This window comes from Oscillibacter sp. (assembly GCF_032018205.1).
Lineage (GTDB): Bacteria > Bacillota > Clostridia > Oscillospirales > Oscillospiraceae > Oscillibacter.
Genome location: NZ_DALZOY010000003.1, coordinates 169,006 through 187,789, shown reverse-complemented (window position 1 = coordinate 187,789; position 18,784 = coordinate 169,006). Strand labels below are relative to the sequence as shown.

At 55.9% G+C, this 18,784-nt stretch carries 15 protein-coding genes and 1 pseudogene; 10 read left to right on the top strand and 6 right to left on the bottom strand.

The window, feature by feature from the left end; genetic code table 11:
• Positions 1–20 precede the first annotated feature (20 nt).
• On the top strand, positions 21–272 hold the full coding sequence (locus tag RTU96_RS03735) for a hypothetical protein (protein WP_312635036.1): 252 nt from the start codon (positions 21–23) through the stop codon (positions 270–272).
• Positions 273–287: 15 nt separating this feature from the next.
• Positions 288–4,331: an S-layer homology domain-containing protein gene (locus tag RTU96_RS03730; RefSeq protein WP_312635035.1), complete on the top strand. Its 4,044-nt coding sequence runs from the start codon at positions 288–290 to the stop codon at positions 4,329–4,331.
• A 141-nt stretch (positions 4,332–4,472) separates the two neighbouring features.
• Here the strand turns inward: RTU96_RS03730 and RTU96_RS03725 are convergent, their stop codons facing one another.
• Together RTU96_RS03725 and RTU96_RS03720 are read right to left on the bottom strand one after the other, a co-directional pair.
• On the bottom strand, positions 4,473–4,892 hold the full coding sequence (locus RTU96_RS03725; protein ID WP_312635034.1) for an amidohydrolase family protein: 420 nt from the start codon (positions 4,890–4,892) through the stop codon (positions 4,473–4,475).
• A 47-nt stretch (positions 4,893–4,939) separates the two neighbouring features.
• Positions 4,940–5,599 (bottom strand): annotated as a pseudogene (locus RTU96_RS03720) (amidohydrolase family protein); the annotation flags it as partial.
• A gap of 160 nt (positions 5,600–5,759) precedes the next feature.
• Here RTU96_RS03720 and ygiD point away from each other — a divergent pair.
• Positions 5,760–6,518 carry a 4,5-DOPA dioxygenase extradiol gene (gene ygiD / locus RTU96_RS03715; RefSeq protein ID WP_312635032.1) on the top strand — a complete coding sequence of 253 codons (759 nt, stop codon included), beginning with the start codon at positions 5,760–5,762 and terminating at the stop codon, positions 6,516–6,518.
• Positions 6,519–6,782: 264 nt separating this feature from the next.
• Here the strand turns inward: ygiD and RTU96_RS03710 are convergent, their stop codons facing one another.
• Positions 6,783–8,654, bottom strand: a complete 1,872-nt coding sequence (locus tag RTU96_RS03710; RefSeq protein WP_312635031.1) for a cation-translocating P-type ATPase — start codon at positions 8,652–8,654, stop codon at positions 6,783–6,785.
• Positions 8,655–8,834: 180 nt separating this feature from the next.
• Between RTU96_RS03710 and RTU96_RS03705 the strand changes: the two genes are divergently transcribed.
• From RTU96_RS03705 to namA, 3 genes are all read left to right on the top strand, one after another.
• Positions 8,835–9,398, top strand: a complete 564-nt coding sequence (locus tag RTU96_RS03705; RefSeq protein ID WP_312635030.1) for a TetR/AcrR family transcriptional regulator — start codon at positions 8,835–8,837, stop codon at positions 9,396–9,398.
• 267 nt (positions 9,399–9,665) lie between these two features.
• Positions 9,666–10,601 carry a sensor domain-containing diguanylate cyclase gene (locus tag RTU96_RS03700; RefSeq protein WP_312635029.1) on the top strand — a complete coding sequence of 312 codons (936 nt, stop codon included), beginning with the start codon at positions 9,666–9,668 and terminating at the stop codon, positions 10,599–10,601.
• Between the two features lie 240 nt (positions 10,602–10,841).
• On the top strand, positions 10,842–11,870 hold the full coding sequence (namA, locus tag RTU96_RS03695; RefSeq protein WP_312635027.1) for an NADPH dehydrogenase NamA: 1,029 nt from the start codon (positions 10,842–10,844) through the stop codon (positions 11,868–11,870).
• Positions 11,871–12,171: 301 nt separating this feature from the next.
• Here the strand turns inward: namA and RTU96_RS03690 are convergent, their stop codons facing one another.
• The 3 genes from RTU96_RS03690 to cysK all read right to left on the bottom strand — a co-directional run bounded on the left by RTU96_RS03690 (position 12,172) and on the right by cysK (position 14,938).
• On the bottom strand, positions 12,172–13,347 hold the full coding sequence (locus tag RTU96_RS03690) for a malic enzyme-like NAD(P)-binding protein (protein WP_312635025.1): 1,176 nt from the start codon (positions 13,345–13,347) through the stop codon (positions 12,172–12,174).
• Positions 13,348–13,385: 38 nt separating this feature from the next.
• Positions 13,386–13,772, bottom strand: coding sequence for a metal-dependent transcriptional regulator (locus RTU96_RS03685; RefSeq protein ID WP_294856111.1), 387 nt, complete (start codon positions 13,770–13,772; stop codon positions 13,386–13,388).
• 233 nt (positions 13,773–14,005) lie between these two features.
• The gene (gene cysK / locus RTU96_RS03680) at positions 14,006–14,938 is read right to left on the bottom strand and encodes a cysteine synthase A (protein WP_312635019.1); all 933 of its coding nucleotides are present in this window, start codon (positions 14,936–14,938) and stop codon (positions 14,006–14,008) included.
• Positions 14,939–15,213: 275 nt separating this feature from the next.
• Here cysK and RTU96_RS03675 point away from each other — a divergent pair, with 275 nt between their 5' ends.
• The 4 genes from RTU96_RS03675 to RTU96_RS03660 all read left to right on the top strand — a co-directional run.
• Complete coding sequence (locus tag RTU96_RS03675) at positions 15,214–15,642, top strand: RrF2 family transcriptional regulator (protein WP_312612043.1); 429 nt, start codon at positions 15,214–15,216, stop codon at positions 15,640–15,642.
• Between the two features lie 358 nt (positions 15,643–16,000).
• Complete coding sequence (locus tag RTU96_RS03670; protein WP_312635018.1) at positions 16,001–16,441, top strand: MarR family transcriptional regulator; 441 nt, start codon at positions 16,001–16,003, stop codon at positions 16,439–16,441.
• Positions 16,435–18,171, top strand: coding sequence for an ABC transporter ATP-binding protein (locus RTU96_RS03665; RefSeq protein WP_312635017.1), 1,737 nt, complete (start codon positions 16,435–16,437; stop codon positions 18,169–18,171). The genes RTU96_RS03670 and RTU96_RS03665 overlap by 7 nt, the downstream gene beginning before the upstream one ends.
• On the top strand, positions 18,164–18,784 hold a 621-nt coding region (locus RTU96_RS03660; protein ID WP_312635015.1), incomplete at its 3' end, for an ABC transporter ATP-binding protein. The genes RTU96_RS03665 and RTU96_RS03660, both read left to right, overlap by 8 nt.

Below are 18,784 nucleotides of genomic sequence, written 5' to 3'. Positions count from 1 at the left end.
AGGAAACGGAGGTGATACATATGCCGCAGATCACCCGGGTGGATATTCTGGACGGACAGACGTTGGATATTGAGCTGAGCAACGGCCACTTAATTCTGTTTGACACCCGGCGGCTGCCGGAGGCAGACCTCCGCTACGACTGCCTGCGGGCGATGGAGCTGCTGCCCCGCCCCGACACGGACGGACGCAGCGTCTACTGGCGGGACGGCCCCAGAATCGGTCTGGATCAAATTCTAAGCCTGCTTACAAAGCAGGAAACCCCAAACGAATAAGGAGGTATTTTCCGAATGAAACAACACTTAAAAAAACTATGCGGCACATTCCTCGCGCTCTCTATGCTTCTGACGCTTTTGCCGGTAACGGCATTTGCGGCGGACGCCACCATCGACCTGTCCACCCTCAGCACGACACCAAGCGGCTCCGGCTGGTCATACGACAGCGGCACACAGATGCTCGCCATCGGAGACAGCGGTTCCTATAACATCACAGGGACATACTCCGGCTCAAGCCTGGGAATCAGCGCACCCAACAACGGCTTTCAGATCAACGGCGCATCCTTCGCGGTTTCCTCCGCCGGTATTCAGGCGGGTCAAAGCGTTCAAATCAAAGAAAACAGCTCTGTGACCGGCGGCGGCGGCATTTACGTCATTAATTCCGCCACCAATGTCAGTATTAACGGCAGCACGGTCTCGCTTTCCGGCTCAATCTACGCTGTCCGTGCGGCCACCAGCGTCCTCATTGGCAGCAGCACGGTGAGTCTTTCCTCCTCCATCGGCCCAGCCGTCAGTGCCGGAGAAGGCATAGGCATTTCCGGCGGCACGGTGAATCTTTCCTCTGACAGCGGCCCAGCCGTCAGCGCCGGAACAGGCATAACCATTTCCGGCGGCACGGTGAGTCTTTCCTCTGTCAGCGGCCCAGCCGTCAGCACCGGAACAGACATAATCATTTCCGGTGGCAGCGTGAACCTCTCCGGGGCATCCCCTCTTAGCGCGCGGCCTCAAAATGGGAGCAGCTCTCCCGTCTATCTTGTCACCCTGACGGGCCTGTCCGCAAATAAATCCGTCACCGCGATCACAAGCCCCGCGAGCTACGGAAACGTAGACGTGAAAACCGACAGCTCCGGCAAGCTCTATTTCTGGCTTCCCACCGGATTCACAAATATTTCCCTCACTGTGGACAATTACACTTACACCGACAGCCTGACCGTGGCAGCAAATGACACAAACACGCTGGCTTTAGGTGGCGACATCACAGCCAGCTTCACCGACGCAAACTTCCTCGCGGCGGTGCGGGCGAATTTAGGAAAGAACGATGGCGATCCGATCTTCGTCTCGGATGTTGCGGGAATTACCCTCCTTGACGTTAAGTACAAGGGTATCGCAAGCCTTGCAGGCATTGAGCATTTCACGTCACTTCGTATCCTTGACTGCTCCGGCAACAAGCTGACCTCGCTGAACGTATCGGGCCTTTCAGAGCTTACCGAGCTGTACTGCTTCGGCAACAAGCTGACCTCGTTGAGCGTGGCAAACTTGTCCCATTTAATGTCGCTCACTTGCTCATACAACCGGCTGACCAGCCTGACACTGACCAATCTGCCAAACTTGGCAACGCTGAACTGTAATAACAACGCGCTGGAATCGCTGGACTTGCAGGGCACACTGAACAACTTGAGTAAGAGCAACCTTCAGTCCCTATCCTGTCAATACAATCGCCTTACGTCTCTGAGCATTCCCTCATTAACACATTCTAACGTCTTCACACTCAACTGCTCAGGCAACTGGATGAGCAACGAATCGGACGTTACGGATTTACCAAATTCTGATGAAGAGCACTTCACCTTTGCGCCGCAGGCGCCCGGCTTCATTTCGGTGCAGGAAATTCTTGATTTGCCCACCACCGTTGAGGTCGGAGTACCCCTGCCGCTGACCGGAACAGTGTTCCCTGCAAATGCCTCAAAGAGCAGCAACGACATTGCCTTTTCAATCTCAGCCATGGACAGCGGCACAACGGGCGCTCGCATTGAAAACAACATTCTGACCACTTCTTACGCGGGAACAGTTCAAGTCCAGATCATCGTGGTCGGTGGAATCGCCGGGATTGAAAACTACTATCAGAGCTTTCCCATAGAGATCACAGGCACGGACCTTTCCTTCGCATTTCCTGACGGCAATTTCCTGTACGGGGTACGGGTTGCTCTGGGGAAAGGCTATATCCCAGATGCCCCTGTTTATCAGGCCGAATTAGCGCAAATCACCCAGCTTGATATCAACAATTGGGGGATTGGCAGCCTTGCCGGAATTGAATATCTTACCGGACTGCAAACCCTCAACTGTTCCGGCAACAACCTGACCTCGCTGGACCTGTCAAGCCTTTCCGCTCTGCAAACCCTGAATTGCGGGAACAACGACCTGACCTCGCTGGTTTTGTCAGGCCTTTCAAATCTCACAACGCTCAACTGCTACGGAAACGACTTGGCCTCGTTGAACGCATCGAGCCTTTCCGCTCTGCAAACTCTGAATTGCGTAAGCAACAACCTGACCTCGCTGGACCTGTCGGGTCTTTCCGCTCTGCAAACTCTGAACTGCAACGACAACAGCCTGCCCTCGCTGGTCCTGTCGGGCCTTTCCGCTCTGCAAACGCTGAACTGCAACGACAACAGCCTGCCCTCGCTGGACCTGTCGGGTCTTTCCGCTCTGCAAACCCTGAACTGCTCCTTAAACAACCTGACCTCGCTGGACGTGACAGGCTTGTCCGCACTGAAAAATCTTTACTGCACATTCAATTACCTTCCTTCCACAGCGGCACTCATCGGCTATGACAGCGCCGTGACCACGTCGCTGCTCTTTGACCCCCAATCCCCTCTTCCCGGCTCGCATTCCGCGACCGTAGCTGGCAGCTACGCAGTGCTGGCTGGCGGGGGCAGCTATCTTCCGGGCGTCACGGTTTCCATCGACGCGGGCAGCCGCAGCGGCTATACCTTTTTCGGATGGAGCTCCTCCAATGGCATGTCCTTTGCAAACGCGGCCAGCGCCGCGACTACCTTTGTCATGCCCGATCAGGACATAACCGTGACCGCAAGCTGGACCGCCAATGGCGGCGGCGGGAACGGCGGCGGCTCCGGCGGCGGCGCTTCCTCAACGCCTGCGCCCACAACCTCCGGCTCCACCGCAACCACAACTGTGACCCCCACCGTGAAAAATGGCGCGGCAACGGCTTCTGTTCCCGCATCTCAGGTGACAAGCGCGCTGGAACAGGCACAGAAGGCGGCGAAAGCCTCCGGGGAAACGCCAAAGGTTGAAATCAAGCTGGCTAACACCTCCGGCGTTTCCAGCGCGGCGGCAACAATTCCGCAAGAATCCGTAAAATCTCTTGTCTCCGGTAATGTGAGCGGCCTGACCGTTTCCAGCAGTCTTGGCTCCGTCACCTTCGACGCGGCATCTCTAGCTGCCATCTCCGGGGCAGTCTCCGGCAACGTGACAGTGTCCACCGCCCGTGTGGATCCCTCCGCACTGCCTGCGGCGGTTCAGGCTCTTGTGGGGAGCCGCCCGGTGTATGAATTCACTGTCACCAGCGGCGGAAAAACCGTTTCGCAGTTTGGCGGCACTGTTGCTGTTTCCGTACCTTATACCCTCGGCGCAGGCGAGGACCCCAACGCCGTCATTGTCAGCTATCTCAACGCAAGCGGCAATCTGGAAACCGTGTTAAGCGGCCGTTATGACGTAGCCTCCGGCACGGTGACGTTCACCACCACCCACTTTTCCAAGTATTCCGTGGGTTACAACAAGGTGACCTTTGCCGATGTGTCCGACGGGGCGTGGTACGCCGACGCCGTCACCTATCTCGCCGCCCGGGGCGTTACCGGCGGCACAACGGACACAACCTTCACTCCCGACGCAACATTGACACGCGGGCAATTTATCACCCTGCTTTTGAAGGCATACGGCATTGAGGCAATCGACGGCGCAGCGGATAACTTTGCAGATGCCGGAAGCACCTACTACACCGGCTATCTGGCGGCGGCAAAGCAGCTTGGCATCACAAGCGGCGTCGGTAACAACAGCTTTGCACCGACCCAGACCATCAGCCGCCAGCAAATGTTTACCCTGCTGTATAACGCACTAAACGCGCTGGGCCAGCTTCCTGAGGGCGATTCCGGAAAGGCGCTCACTGATTTTGCGGACAGCGGCAGCGTCGCACCCTACGCGCAAAAAGCCATGGCCTATCTGGTGGAAGCCGGGGTTGTAGGCGGCAAAAACGGATATCTCCTGCCCCAAAGCTCCTCCACCCGCGCACAGATGGCGCAGGTCCTTTACAATCTGCTGCGCAAGTAACCCCTTTTTTTCCGGCTCATCCGGTATACAGGCAATCCAAACGGCGAGGGCCGGCACACCAATGTGCCGGCCCTCGCCGTGCTGTTGACCCAGACATTCAGCGGCCTGAATGGAAAATGCCATGAGACAACGCGCAGGTGGTCATTCCCCGCTTCTCTCGTACACCAGCTTGCCGCCAAGATACGTACTTCTGACCTGAATGTCTTTAATTTTCATGGGGTCCATGGCAAAAGCATCCTCGTCAAGCACAATAAAGTCCGCCAGCTTTCCAACTGTGACGGTCCCCTTAATATTCTCCTCGTAGGACGAGTACGCCGCGTTTTTTGTGTACATGCACACTGCATCATACACGCCGATGCAGTTTTCCGGGTACCATCCGCCCTCGGGCTTTCCCTCGAGATTTTTGCGGGTCACGGCGGCATAAATGGCCTCCCACGGGTCGTGGGGCGTTCCGGGCGCGTCCGATCCGCCGGTGAGAAGAATTCCCTCCCTGAGCAGCCTGCCAAACGGATTGACGTACGGCGCGCGCTCCGCGCCGACGCGGGCTTCAATCCACGGCATATCCGTGTGGATAAACATGGGCTGTATATCCACATAACGGGAAGCTTTTTGATGCGCTGGATAATGTCCTCATTCAGCACGGACATGTGAATCATGCGGAAGCGCGGGTCGGGCTTGGGATTTTCAAGATACACCGTCGCAATGGCGGTGGTAAGCATATCTGCCGCCCGGTCGCCGATGACGTGCACAGCCACCTGAATATTGCGCTCATAGGCCGCCCTGATGCGGGCGGTCATTTCCTCCTGCGTGTAGTTGGCCTGGCCGCAGGTATCCGGCCTGTCGCTGAACGGCTCCAGCATGGCGGCAGAGTAACCGCCAAAGTTGCCGTCGGCATACAGTTTGTAAAAGCCGTATTTCACCATGTCGTCCCCAAAGCCGGTGCGGATGCAGCAGTTGGGCAGTTCGTCATAGCCAAGGTAAATCCGCGCGGTCAGGCGGCCTTCCAGATTCAGCTCCTGATAGGCGTTTGTATATTCCATCAGGTCCACATGCTTGCCCTGAATTGCGTGCGCACCGGTCAAGCCGTGGGTATTCAACTCATAAATGGCCCTTTCCAACACGTTCTTCTTGGCCTCCAGCGATGCAAGCTTGTCAGGCACCAGCGCGGGAATGAGAAGCTTGCCGCCGTGAAGGATTGCCTCTTCAATCGTCTTATAGGGACAGCCGGTGAGTGCCAGCAGAAGGATGGTCACGCCAAGGCAGGTCATCATGGCGATGTGGAGCTGCTGTCCGGTCAAAAAAATCGCACAGCACATTGCCGCAATCACTCTCTCCATTGAAAGCGCCGCTGTTCATAATTTCTGCTTGAATTTTTGTACAAATTTGTGTTACCCTCTTGGTATATCACAATAGAAAGATGGTGTGTAAATGCCCGCATTATTTGTCGGTCACGGGTCCCCCATGAACGCAGTTGAAGAGAACCGGTTTGTCGAAGAGTGGAAGGCCCTTGGCAATAAAATTCCGCGGCCCGCGGCTATATTGGCCGTGTCCGCGCATTGGTTTACGGAGGGCACCCGGGTTACGGACGCGCAGGCTCCCAGAACCGTTTATGACATGTATGGTTTTCCGGATGCGCTTTATAAAATTGTCTATCCTGCCAAGGGCGCTCCTGAGTTTGCACACCTTGCAAAGAGCATGATCAGCCGCAACGTCACAATTGACAATTCTTGGGGGCATGACCATGGCACGTGGTCCGTCCTGCACAGAATTTATCCGGATGCCGATATCCCCGTATTTCAGCTTAGCGTTGACAGGGGGCTCTCCCCCCATGAGCATTATCAAATCGGCAGGGAGCTTTCCGCCCTTCAGGAGGAGGGCGTTTTGATTTTTGGAAGCGGCAATGTGGTGCATAACCTTGCCCGCGTAAATTGGGGCATGGACGGAGGCTATCCCTGGGCGGAGGAATTTGACGCGTATATCAAAGAACACGTGCTGGCTCGCCAAAACGAAAACGTGATCAATTATCAACGGGCAGGCGCTTCCGCCGGGATGTCCGTTCCAACGCCGGATCATTTTTCGCCGCTTTTGTACGTATTGGGCGCATCGGAAAACGCTGAGCGCGTGACCGTTTTTAATGACGCCTGCACCCTTGGTGCGCTTTCCATGACCAGCTATCTGTTTCAATAACGAGCCGCTTTTCAAACTACTCTGCTTTACAAAAAAGGAAGCCCTGAAAATCAGGGCTTCCTTTTTAACGCCTGAGGCGGGTCTGATTTTTGTGCGAAGCACCTCTCCCTTTCAGCGCCCTTATTTCTCAGTCGGTTTGCCATTCAGCACTTTTAAAACCCAGCTTGTGACAGCGGCCTTCTCCCCCGTTTGGCTGCGGCAAGTCTCAGGCATATTGGCTTTCAGCCACAAATGCGGGAAAGGGTTTCTAGTTGCCCTCCTGCCCTACGCCAGCTTTCGGTCGTAAAGCAGGGCGGCGTTCAGCACCACCAGCACGGAACCGGCATTATGTACCAGCGCGCCGGTAATCGGATTCAGCACGGCGGCGATGGAGAGAACCACGGCAATGAGGTTGATTGTCATAGACAGCGTGATGTTGAATTGAATGGTACGCAGCGTGGTGTTGGAAAGCTTCTTGAGGTAGGGAATCTTTGAAATGTTGTCGCCAACCAGCGCAATATCCGCCGCCTCCACGGCAATATCGCTTCCGATCCCGCCCATGGCAACGCCCACCCGGGCGACCTTCAGCGCAGGCGCGTCGTTCACGCCGTCTCCAATCATGCAGACCGTTCGCCCCTGCCGTTCAAGCTCCTCAATGGCGCTAACCTTGCCTTGGGGAAGCAGCTCCGCTTTTACCGTCTGAATCCCGGCCTGCGCGGCAAAATACTTGGCGGTGTGAGCGCGGTCTCCCGTAAGGAGCACCACCTCCGCATTCATCCCGCGCAGCTCCTCCACCATATCGCAGGCCGACTCCCGCAGGGTATCGGACAACGTAATCACACCGATCAGTGACTGTTCCCTTCCAACAAGAATAGCAGCCTTTCCTTGTGCGCAAAACCCATCCAGCGGACCGGCGACGGCTTCGTCAATCAAAATGCCCTTTTCTTTAAGAAATTCAAGCGTTCCGCAGATCAGCGCCTGCCCATCCACCACCGCCGTGATTCCCCTGCCGGGAAGCATTTGAAAGTCGGCGGCGCTTTCCACCGCAACGCTCTGCTCCTTTGCGCAGGCAACAATCGCTTTTGCAAGTGGATGCTCGGAATAGGACTCAGCCGCGGCGGTCAGTTCCAACAGCCGCTGGGGGCTGACTTCTTCCACCAGCGGAAGAATATCCGCCACCACAAGATTTCCGTTGGTCAGCGTTCCCGTTTTGTCAAAGGCGATGCAGTCAACCTTTCCCATATTTTCCAGCGCTTCGCCGGATTTGATAATTACGCCGTGCTTGGTGGCCTGTCCCACGGCCGCCATAATGGAGGTGGGCGTGGCCAGCGCCAGCGCACATGGGCAGAACACCACCAAAATTGTCACGGCGCGGATAACATCCTTTGTTGCCATAAAGGTAATCACGGCGATGACCAACGCGGCAGGAACAAGCCATGCCGCCCATCTGTCCGCAATCCGCTGCATGGGCGCCTTTTTGTTCTCCGCATCCTGGACCATGCGAATCAGCTTTTGCAAAGAGGAGTCCTCTCCGACTCTGGAAGCAGTAATGTCAATTGCGCCAAAGCGGTTTATGGTCCCGCAAAACACGCTGTCGCCGGGGCCCTTATCCACGGGAAGTGATTCACCCGTCATGATGGACTGGTCAACCGAGGTGTTCCCGGCAGTGATTTCGCCATCCGCCGGAATGGCCTCTCCGGGTAAAACCCGGAGAAGATCGCCCTTGCGGATTTGCTCCGCCGAAATAATTTCCTCGGTTCTCCCCGACGCATTGGAAACAATTTTTCTTCCCTGTACGGGCGTAAGACCAATCAGCTTCTTTAATCCCTTTTTGGCCCGCTCAACGGTTTTATCCTCCAAAATTTCACCGATGGCCATAATAAAGGCCACTTCACCGGCGGCAAAAACCTCTCCAATTGTAATAGATGCAATCATGGCAATGGAAATCAGCAGCGCAGAGGATATCCGTTTTTCGCACGTGAGATTGAAAATCGCCTCATAGACCAGCGGATACCCGGACAACGCCACCGTCACCCAAGCCGGGTCCACGGGAAGCTTTGTTTTCGTCAGCAGCAAAATCAGGCTACATATCAGAAACGCACCGGAAACCAGAGTCCACTTTAATCCTGTCAGCAATTCGCTCGCTTTTTTGAACATATTCTCCCACTCCTATATTGGCACTTGATTATTCCGCCAATTTTCAGTACAATCAATTCACAACCGAATAGATTGTTCGTTAGTTAGTGTATCAAACGTGCATTACGGTTACAAGAACCGGGTTTTACGGAATGTGCGCTACCGAATAAATTGGTAAAACTGTTCCGAAAGGGTGGGCGTATGGACAGACGTCAGAGAAAAACGAGAGATGCGATTTTCGAGGCATTCAGTGAGCTGCTGCTGCACAGCAGCTATTCGCAGATCACAGTGCAGGAGATTATCGACGGAGCCAACGTGGGCCGGACCACCTTTTATGCGCATTTTCCCACTAAGGACGATCTTTTGCGGGAGATGTGCGCAGAGATGTTTGCCCACGTTTTTTCCAAAGCGCCCAAAGCGGAGCCGACCCACGATTTTTCCATGACCCGGGGCGACCCAAAGGCAATTGTCACCCATCTTTTCTACCATCTGCGTGAGCACGGAAGAATGCTTGTGGTTCTTTTAACCTGCGAGCAGGGTGAGCTTTTTCAGCGTTATTTTAACGAATATTTCAACGAGCTGGTGACCCGGCATATTCTTGGCGGGAGTATGCGCAAAAGCGCCGTGCTGCCGGAGGATTTCTTGATGGATCACATTGCGGGCAGCTTTGTGGGCGTGGTCCGGTGGTGGCTGAAAAACGATATGGAGCAATCGCCGGAGGAGCTTGCGAACTACTTTATGGCGGCAATTCAGTCGGTGGTGTGACGGTTCTTATCTGCAATTGCCACTTCTTCTGGCTCGACCCGGATTTTGCTACGATGGACTACACGCAGCCTTTTTACGCAGTTATACACCACGATAAATCGGCAAAAAAGGGAGGCTAATTTCCGAATCTTGCGCATATTCCCGATTTGATGTAGAATAAGAGCATTCAAATAGCGGTTGGCAATTATTTTCATTACTGCAACCGTTTACCTTTTCCGGTAAATGTAATTTTGATGGGCCTTGAACCGAACGAAAAAGGATGCTGTTATGAAAGAAATCACAATTATGAATACGTCAATTACAATTGAAAAGCTGTTTGAATCCATGCCGGTGGCAATGGTGCTGATTAACCGAAAAGGCGAGCACGTAGCAGTTAATCAGGCACTTGCATCAATCAGCGGCTCTCGCATCGAGGACCTCATCGGGCGAAAAATTGAAGATATGAGCAAAGAGAGCGGCAGAAATATCATTCGTGATTTTCGTATGTTTGACGCGAATCAGCAGGCCCCGGACCATGAGGTGGTCATTGAGGGAAAAACCTTCTATGTCTCCGTTTGCCCGCTGCGGGACGATACAGGATATGCAATCGGGGAAATGGTTGCATTGATGGATATTACCAAGACAAAAAAACTGGAGCAAGCGCTGGAGGAGACAAATAGAAAGCTCCTCTACTTGTCGAGATACGATGACCTGACGGGCGTTTTAAACCCGCGCACGTATTACGAAGAAGCCGAAAAAAAGCTGTTTTCCGAGCAAGCTTCTCATGCGCCCTGTTCCGTGCTGTTTCTAGATCTGGACCACTTTAAGAAAATCAACGATACTTACGGTCATGGCGCGGGAGACATGGTTCTTTCAAATACCGCCAAATGCATCCGGCAGGCTTGCAGAAAGCGCGACCTAATTGGCCGTGTGGGCGGAGAAGAATTCTCTCTGTTTCTTCCGGAAACCGACCTCAGCGATGCCATGGCCCTTGCCGAAAAGCTCCGCCGGAAAATTGAGCAGATGGAGATTGCGGTGGAAGGAAGTCTGGTGAAGATCACGGCAAGCATTGGCGTGGCTTTAAAAAGTCAGTGTCACCAGTCCATTGCGGACATCCAACGCGAAGCTGACTGCGCCATGTATTACGCCAAACAATCCGGCAGAAACAGGGTCTTCAGCTCAAGCGATCTCCCTGATATTAAGCGGCAGGGATGCCTTTTTTAACGGCAAGACGGGAATGGGCCTTATGCGCTAAAACGGCCATACCCGTGGGGATATGGCCGCCTTTTGTCCTTTATGTCTCCCCCGCAGCTCATGGCCGGGCGGGCACGGCCCGATGCGCTTCTTCCGTGAAATGTCAGGTCTTCCCCCCACCTTCTCATTGCATCTATCACCTGTCCGTGCTATGATAGCCATATCATTCAATTAGTTTCTTGAGCCTTGCGGCAGAAGGGAGAACAACCTATGAACCTGTTTGACACGCTCACTGTAAAAAGCATGACTCTGCCCAACCGAATCGTCATGCCTCCCATGTGTATGTACAGCACCGAAGGCGACGGCGTACCTACGGACTTTCACTTCACCCACTATACCTCCCGGGCCGTGGGCGGCGCGGGGCTGATTATTGTGGAGGCCACCGGCGTGCTGCCCGAGGGCCGCATTTCCGACCGGTGCCTTGGTCTTTGGAACGACCGGCAGGCCGAGGCGATGAAGCCGATTGTTGCCGCCTGCCAGAAATACGGGGCCAAGGTGGCCATTCAGCTCAACCACGCGGGGCGCAAGTGCGAGGCCAAGGAGAAGACGATTTTCGCCCCCAGTGCCATCCCCTTCGAGGAAACATCCCCCGTGCCCAAGGAGATGACAGAGGATGAGATCAGGGACGTGGTTCAGGCGTTCCGCAGCGCCGCGGCCCGGGCGGCCGCCATCGGCTTTGACGCTCTGGAAATCCACGGAGCCCACGGATACCTGCTGAACGAATTTCTCTCGCCCCTCACCAACCACCGCACGGACGGCTACGGCGGCTCCACAGAAAACCGCTGCCGCTTCCTGCTTGAGGTGCTGCGGGCGGTGCATGAGGTCTGGCCCGCGGAAAAGCCCGTGCTTCTGCGCGTCTCCGCCGAGGATTATGAGCCGGAGGGCATCCACCCGGAGGAAATGGCCAAAATTGTGGAGCTTGTAAAGCCGTATATCGACGTGCTGGACGTAAGCTCCGGCGGCGTGATGCCCACGCCGCCGACGGCAATCTATCCCGGCTACCAGGTAAGAGCCGCGGAGATTTTGAAGCAGTCCTCCGGCCTGCCCGTGATTACCGTGGGCCTGATTACTGAGGCCCATCAGGCCCAGCAGATTCTGGGCGAGGGCCGGGCGGACCTGATCGCTTTGGGCCGCGAGCTTTTGCGGGACCCCTATTGGGTTCTTCACACAGCCCGGGACCTGAACGTGGAATACTCTTGGCCGGAGCAGTATGTCCGGGGGTTCAAGGCCAGAAAGTAAGGACGCCAGTGGGCAAACTGCCCTTCATTTCGCCTGTTTTTAAAATTGCCTATGCTGCCACCTGCGGGAGTTCTTCCTGCGCCAACCAAATAAAAGAAACAGGACAGAGGCTTCGGCCTCTGTCCTGTTTTGTATTTCTTCTGTCAAATCCTTCGGAATATTGCCCGTGAGACTCTCCGACACTTGGGAAGAGCCCCCTTCTGCCGCGTCCGCCGGTTGAGATGCGGCAATGCCGGTCTATCTGAAAAATTGCCGTCTCAGTGCTCGCTGTCTTTCTGGAAAAGGCTTCCGGGAACGCACCTCAGATGCGGGCAACGCCGGTTTTCCGGGCCGCTTCCGCCACGGCCTTCGCCACCGCGGGGCCTACCCGGGGGTCAAAAGCGGCGGGGATAATATAGTCCTCGTTCAGCTCGTCCCCGGAAATCAGCTCCACCAGCGCCTGCGCGGCGGCCATCTTCATTTCCTCGTTGATGTCACTGGCGCGCACGTCAAAGGCTCCCCGGAAAATACCGGGAAACGCCAGAACGTTATTGATCTGATTGGGATAGTCGCTGCGCCCTGTGGCCACCACCCGCGCCCCGGCGGCTTTCGCTTCGTCGGGGAAAATCTCCGGCGTGGGGTTGGCGCAGGCAAAAATAATCGCGTCCTCCGCCATGGAGCGCACCATGTCTGCCGTCACAGAACCGGGAGCAGACACGCCGATGCACACATCCGCGCCCGCTATGGCCTCTTTCAGCCCGCCCCGAAGCTTCCGGGGGTTCGTGATCTCCGCCAGCTCCGACTTAATCCAGTTCATTCCGGTTTCCCGGCCTTTGTAAATGGTTCCCGTGCGGTCGCATAGGACGATATCCTTCGCCCCGGCGGCAAGCAGCAGTTTGGTCACAGCCACGGCGGCGGCGCCCGCGCCGTTCACCGCGATTTTCACGTCCTCCAGCCGCTTGCCGACCACTTTCAGCGCATTTTGAAGCCCCGCCAGCGTGATGACGGCAGTGCCGTGCTGATCGTCGTGAAAAATGGGAATGTCGCACTTTTCTTTCAGCTTCCGCTCGATTTCAAAGCAGCGGGGCGCGGCGATATCCTCCAGATTCACGCCGCCGAAGCTGCCGGAAATCTGATACACTGTGTTGACGAACTCGTCCACATCATGGCTTTTCACGCACAGAGGAAACGCGTCCACTCCGCCAAAGGCCTTGAACAGCACGCACTTGCCCTCCATCACGGGCATACCCGCCTCCGGGCCGATGTCCCCCAGACCCAGCACGGCGCTGCCGTCCGTAACCACCAGACATAAATTGTGCCGCCGGGTCAGTTCGTAGCTCTTGTCCGGATTCTTTTGAATCTCCAGACAGGGCTGGGCCACACCGGGGGTATAGGCCAGCGACAAGTCCTCCCGCGTGGCCACCGGAACGGCGGCCACAACCTCAATTTTTCCCTTCCACTCTCCATGGAGCCGCAGGGATTCCTTCGCGTAATCCATTTCTCTCTCCTTGTCCGGTCCGCGCGGGCCCTGCGCCCTCAGACGGAGCCTTTGTCTGATTTGGCCCTCTCCAAAAACTCCTTGACCCGGGCGAACGTCTCCTCGTGGAGATCGTGCTCCACCCGACAGGCGTCCTCCGCGGCAATCTCAGCGGGCACGCCCAAAAACGTAAACAGCTCCGTCAGCGTTCTGTGCCGCCGATAAACCCGGGAGGCAATCTCCATGCCGGCGTCACTCAGCGTAATGGTTCCGTCCTCCGCCATGGAGATGTAGCCGTTTTCCCGCAGCTTTTTCATGGCAATGCTGACGCTGGGCTTGGAATAGCCCAAATCGTTCACAATGTCAATAGAGCGCACGGACCCCAATCTCTCCTGCACGACCAATATGGACTCCAAATAGTCCTCCGCCGACTCATGAATCTCCATGGTCCCACCTCCTGATGACAGATTTTCACCGGCGCATCTGCGCAACCGGCAGTTTGTTCTGTCTATCTTATCATAAATGTGGAATTTTGCAAGTCCACACCTGTGAAGTTTTTGCGAACACCCCGTCGATTATACCGACGGTGCATCCACCGTGGGGCTTTCGCTAAAAGACCGTGCGGGCGCACAAAAAGTCCGGGGCCGCCGCGCATAGCGGCGGCCCCGGACAAGGCCTTTTATTCTGCAAACAGAGGGGTAGAAAGATAGCGGTCGCCAGTATCCGGCAAAAGAGCCACAATGGTCTTGCCTTTATTCTCCGGACGCTTTGCAAGCTGCACGGCGGCCCACACGGCGGCTCCGGAGGAAATACCCACCAGAACGCCCTCGGCTCTTCCGATTCTTCTGCCCTCGGCAAACGCGTCGTCGTTCTCCACCGGAATGACCTCGTCATAAATCTTGGTATCCAGCACGTCGGGAACAAAGCCCGCGCCAATGCCCTGAATCTTGTGGCTTCCCGGCGCGCCGCCGCTCAGCACGGGAGAGGCCGCAGGCTCCACAGCCACGATTTTCACATTGGGGTTCTTCTCACGGAGATATTCACCCACGCCGGTGACAGTGCCGCCGGTGCCGACGCCCGCCACGAAGATATCCACCTTCCCGTCGGTGTCCTCCCAAATTTCCGGGCCGGTGGTCGCCTTATGCACCGCCGGGTTGGCGGGGTTGACAAACTGGCCGGGAATGAAACTGTCCGGCGTTTCCGCCGCCAGCTCCTCCGCCTTGGCAATGGCGCCCTTCATGCCCTTTGCCCCTTCGGTAAGCACCAGCTCTGCGCCATAGGCCTTCATCAACTGGCGGCGCTCCACGCTCATGGTTTCCGGCATGACAATGATGATGCGATAACCCCGGGCAGCCGCCACGGAGGCAAGGCCGATGCCGGTGTTGCCGGAGGTAGGCTCTATGATGACGGAGCCGGGCTTCAGCTTGCCGCTGGCCTCCGCGTCGTCGATCATGGCCTTTGCGATGCGGTCCTTCACGCTGCCCGCGGGATTGAAGTATTCCAGCTTGCCCAGAATCCGGGCCTCCAGTCCTTCTTCTTTCTCAATATGGCTCAGCTCCAGCAGCGGGGTCTTTCCGATCAGTTGATCAGCGGAAGTATAAATATTGCTCATAGTCTGTTCCTCCTATAATTCATTCAATGTTGTTTATGTGGTTCAGCAGGACGCTTCCCTCCGGGTATGGGAAACGGGGTAACATCGAAAGCCAATGGGCAGAGACAGCACGAAATTCATATATCATTACCAACCTTTCAAGTAGGTTAATATGAATTATAAGCATTCTTCTTGAGTTTGTCAATAGGCAGAGCGAAAAAAATTTCCAAGGCTTTCAGTTGATTCCCCACTAACCATATTATATAATAGGTTTAACACATCTGGAGGAGTTTTATATGCTGATTTCAACAAAGGGCCGCTATGCTCTGCGGGTGATGATTGATTTGGCCGAGCACCGGACGGAGGGCTATGTCCCCCTGAAGGAGGTCGCAGAGCGGCAGGATATCTCAGAGAAATATCTGGAGAGCATCATCAAGCTTCTGGTCAAGGGGAAGCTTTTGACCGGTCTGCGGGGCAAAGGCGGCGGATATCGCCTGACAAAGTCTCCCGAGGAGTATTCCGTGGGGGCCGTTCTTCGCCTGACGGAGGAATCTCTGGCTCCCGTTGCCTGCTTGGAGGGGGAGTCCGTGTCTTGCCCCAGAATGGCGGAGTGCCGAACGCTTCCCATGTGGCGCGGGCTGGACAAGGTGATCCGCGACTATCTTGACAATATCACCGTGGCGGATTTGACAGCCTCCGATACCGGCGGCAACTATGTGATCTGAACGGCGGCCCACAGAAAGCCCGGCTTGCGCCGGGCTTTCTGTGGCGGAATACGACAAAGCGGACGGCCTGCCAGCCGTCCGCTTTGCCTGTATGGTATAGAGAAAGGAGAGGGAGAAATTGGAGAAATGTATCAAGTGTTCCGCTTGATGTGTTCATAATAACGTCGGGCCGGAGAAATGTCAACGGCCCCAAGGCACCTTTCATAGTTTGTTTACAAACGTTGCATTTTTTCAAAATTTGTTCACAATACGTTCAAATAAAATCCAAAATTGCGTGTTGACAACTTTTCTAAAACGTGTTATTGTTTAGCACGCTAATAATTAGCCTGCGTAATATATTTGGAAAGGAGCCGGCATTATGGAAGAAATGAAATCTCTGGGGCGTTCCATCGGCTGTGCGGCCCATTTGTTTCGGGAGCGGGCGGACGCGCGCATGGCAAAATACGACGTGACGCCTCTTCAGGCGCATGTCATGGTACATCTTGCCCATCAGGGCGGCAAATCCACTCAGCAGGCGCTGGGTGAGCATCTGCGGGTAAAGCCCTCCACCGTCAACGGAATTGTGGACCGCATGGTGGAGCGGGAGCTGATTGTACGCAGCGCCGACGAGTCGGACGCACGCCGCCGGCTTGTGGCCCTGACGAAAACGGGGCGGGCGCGGTTGGAGCAGCTGCATCAGGAAATGCGGGAGACGGAGCGCCTTTTGGAATCCGCCTTCACAGCTGAAGAGCTGTCCCAGTTTTACGCCCTTGTCAATCGCATGATTCAAAGTTTAGAGGAGGACCGGAAAAAATGCTGAAAAAACTCCTGCCATATACCAAGGGCTATCGGCCATGGATCGCGCTGGGTATCGCCTGCTCTGCCATGGACGCCATCTTCCAGCTTCTCATTCCGCTGGTGATGGCCGACATTGTGGACATCGGTGTTGCCAACGCCGACACGGGCTTCATTGTGCGCAAGGGCCTTTTGATGGTGGTCCTGGCGGCGGTGGCCATGGCCTTCGGTCTTGGCAGCGCCGCGTCCTCCGCCCGGGCGGGCATGGGCTTTGGCGCAAATCTTCGGACGGCGGAATACGCACGGGTACAGAACTTCTCCTTTTCCAACATCGAAAAGTTTTCCACAGCGTCTCTTGTGACCCGCCTGACCAGCGACGTGCGGGTTTTGGAGATGACGCTGATGATGAGCATGCGGCTGCTGGTCCGGGCGCCGGTGATGCTGGTGGCGGCGCTGGTGCTGGCCGTGCGGCTGAGCAGCCAGCTCTCCCGCGTGTTTTTGGGTGCGATTCCGCTGCTTGTAATCTTCGTGGTGCTGCTGATGACAAAGGTAGGCCCTTTGTTCCGGCTGCTTCAGGAGAAAACCGACGATGTGAACCTGGTGGTACAGGAAAACCTCACCGGCATCCGGGTGGTAAAATCCTTTGTCCGTGAAGAGTATGAGAAGGAGAAATTCTCCAAACGGAACAACAGCCTGCGGGAAACCTCCGAAAAAGCCTTTGGTTCCGTGGTCGTAAACATGCCCGTGATGATGCTGATTATCTACGGAACCATTATCGCCGTCATGTGGTTCGGCGGGAAAATGGTTTTCGCCGGCACCATGGAGGTGGGCGGCCTTACCGCCTTTTTCTCCTACATCACGGAAATTTTGATTTCCCTGATGATGGTTTCCATGATCTTTATGATGATGTCCCGCTCCATCGCCTGCGCAAAGCGCATCTGCGAAGTGCTGGACGAGGTTCCCTCCGTCACCGACGCGCAGGCCAAAAACGGAGTGGCGGTGAAATCCGGCTCCGTGGATTTTGAAAATGTAAGCTTCCGGTACAACGACGAGAGCGCCGGGTGGGTACTCGAAGATGTGAGTCTTCACATCCCCGCCGGGTCCACCGTGGGGATCTTGGGAGGCACCGGCAGTGGAAAATCCACCCTCGTGTCCCTGATTCCCCGGCTGTACGAGGCGCAGAAGGGTTCCGTTCTTGTAGGGGACCGCCCCGTGGCGGATTACACCATGGAGCACCTGCGGGACGCGGTGTCCGTGGTGCTGCAAAAGAACACCCTCTTCTCCGGCACCATCCGGGAAAATCTTCTCTGGGGCAATCCCGATGCCACGGAGGACCAGCTTCTTGCCGCCTGCCGCTCCGCCTGCGCGGACGAATTTCTCGACCGGATGCCCGAAGGGCTGGACACCGACCTTGGACAGGGCGGCGTGAACGTCTCCGGCGGGCAGAAGCAGCGGCTGTGCATTGCCCGGGCTATTTTGAAGCAGCCAAAAATTTTGATTCTGGACGATTCCACCAGCGCTGTGGATACCGCCACGGATGCAAAAATCCGCGAGGCTTTCCGCCGGGACCTGCCGGGCACCACAAAGCTGATTATCGCACAGCGGATTTCTTCCATCGCGGACGCGGATTTGATTCTGGTGCTGGATAAGGGCCGGGTTGTGGCGCAGGGGTCCCATGAGGAATTGATGAAGACCTGCGAAATTTATCAGGACGTGTATCTGTCCCAGCAGGAAGGAGTGAGTATCGGTGGCTGAACAAAAAAACGGCGCGAATCGTGCCCCCGTCCCCCGGGGCGGACCCAATCAGGGCGGCTATCAAAAGCCAAAAAACCTGCGGGGTACCGTAGGAAAGCTGATGGCCTATCTTGGCCGCTATAAGCTCCGGCTGGCGGTAGTGGCGGTTTGCATCCTCCTCAGCGCGGCGTGCAGCGTGGGCGGGTCCTATCTGATGCGCCCGCTGATCAACGACTATATTCTCCCCGGCAACTTTCCCGGCCTTGCAAAAATGCTGGCCGTGATGGGGGGAATCTATCTTCTCGGCGCGGGATTGAGCTTTGCCTATGCCCGGATGATGGTCCGGATTTCCCAAAGCACCGTGGCCGCCCTGCGGCGGGACTTGTTTGCAAAGCTGCAAACCCTGCCCCTGAAGTATTTTGACGCGCACACCCACGGAGAGTTGATGAGCCGCTTTACCAACGACATTGACAACGTGAGCGAGGCCATCAACAACTCCTTTGCCTCCCTGATCTCTTCCGCAGCCACCTTTTTGGGGACACTTGCCATGATGCTTTATATCAGTCCCCTTCTGACGTGCATTACCTTTGCCGTGCTGGCGGTGATGCTGGCGGCGGTGCGAGGCATCGGCGGG

Coding starts and splice junctions, on each gene's coding strand:
- RTU96_RS03735 (WP_312635036.1), top strand. CDS start 21: ATGCCGCAGATCACCCGGGTGGATATTCTGGACGGACAGACGTTGGAT.
- RTU96_RS03730 (WP_312635035.1), top strand. CDS start 288: ATGAAACAACACTTAAAAAAACTATGCGGCACATTCCTCGCGCTCTCT.
- RTU96_RS03725 (WP_312635034.1), bottom strand. CDS start 4,892: ATGCCGTGGATTGAAGCCCGCGTCGGCGCGGAGCGCGCGCCGTACGTC.
- ygiD (WP_312635032.1), top strand. CDS start 5,760: ATGCCCGCATTATTTGTCGGTCACGGGTCCCCCATGAACGCAGTTGAA.
- RTU96_RS03710 (WP_312635031.1), bottom strand. CDS start 8,654: ATGTTCAAAAAAGCGAGCGAATTGCTGACAGGATTAAAGTGGACTCTG.
- RTU96_RS03705 (WP_312635030.1), top strand. CDS start 8,835: ATGGACAGACGTCAGAGAAAAACGAGAGATGCGATTTTCGAGGCATTC.
- RTU96_RS03700 (WP_312635029.1), top strand. CDS start 9,666: ATGAAAGAAATCACAATTATGAATACGTCAATTACAATTGAAAAGCTG.
- namA (WP_312635027.1), top strand. CDS start 10,842: ATGAACCTGTTTGACACGCTCACTGTAAAAAGCATGACTCTGCCCAAC.
- RTU96_RS03690 (WP_312635025.1), bottom strand. CDS start 13,347: ATGGATTACGCGAAGGAATCCCTGCGGCTCCATGGAGAGTGGAAGGGA.
- RTU96_RS03685 (WP_294856111.1), bottom strand. CDS start 13,772: ATGGAGATTCATGAGTCGGCGGAGGACTATTTGGAGTCCATATTGGTC.
- cysK (WP_312635019.1), bottom strand. CDS start 14,938: ATGAGCAATATTTATACTTCCGCTGATCAACTGATCGGAAAGACCCCG.
- RTU96_RS03675 (WP_312612043.1), top strand. CDS start 15,214: ATGCTGATTTCAACAAAGGGCCGCTATGCTCTGCGGGTGATGATTGAT.
- RTU96_RS03670 (WP_312635018.1), top strand. CDS start 16,001: ATGGAAGAAATGAAATCTCTGGGGCGTTCCATCGGCTGTGCGGCCCAT.
- RTU96_RS03665 (WP_312635017.1), top strand. CDS start 16,435: ATGCTGAAAAAACTCCTGCCATATACCAAGGGCTATCGGCCATGGATC.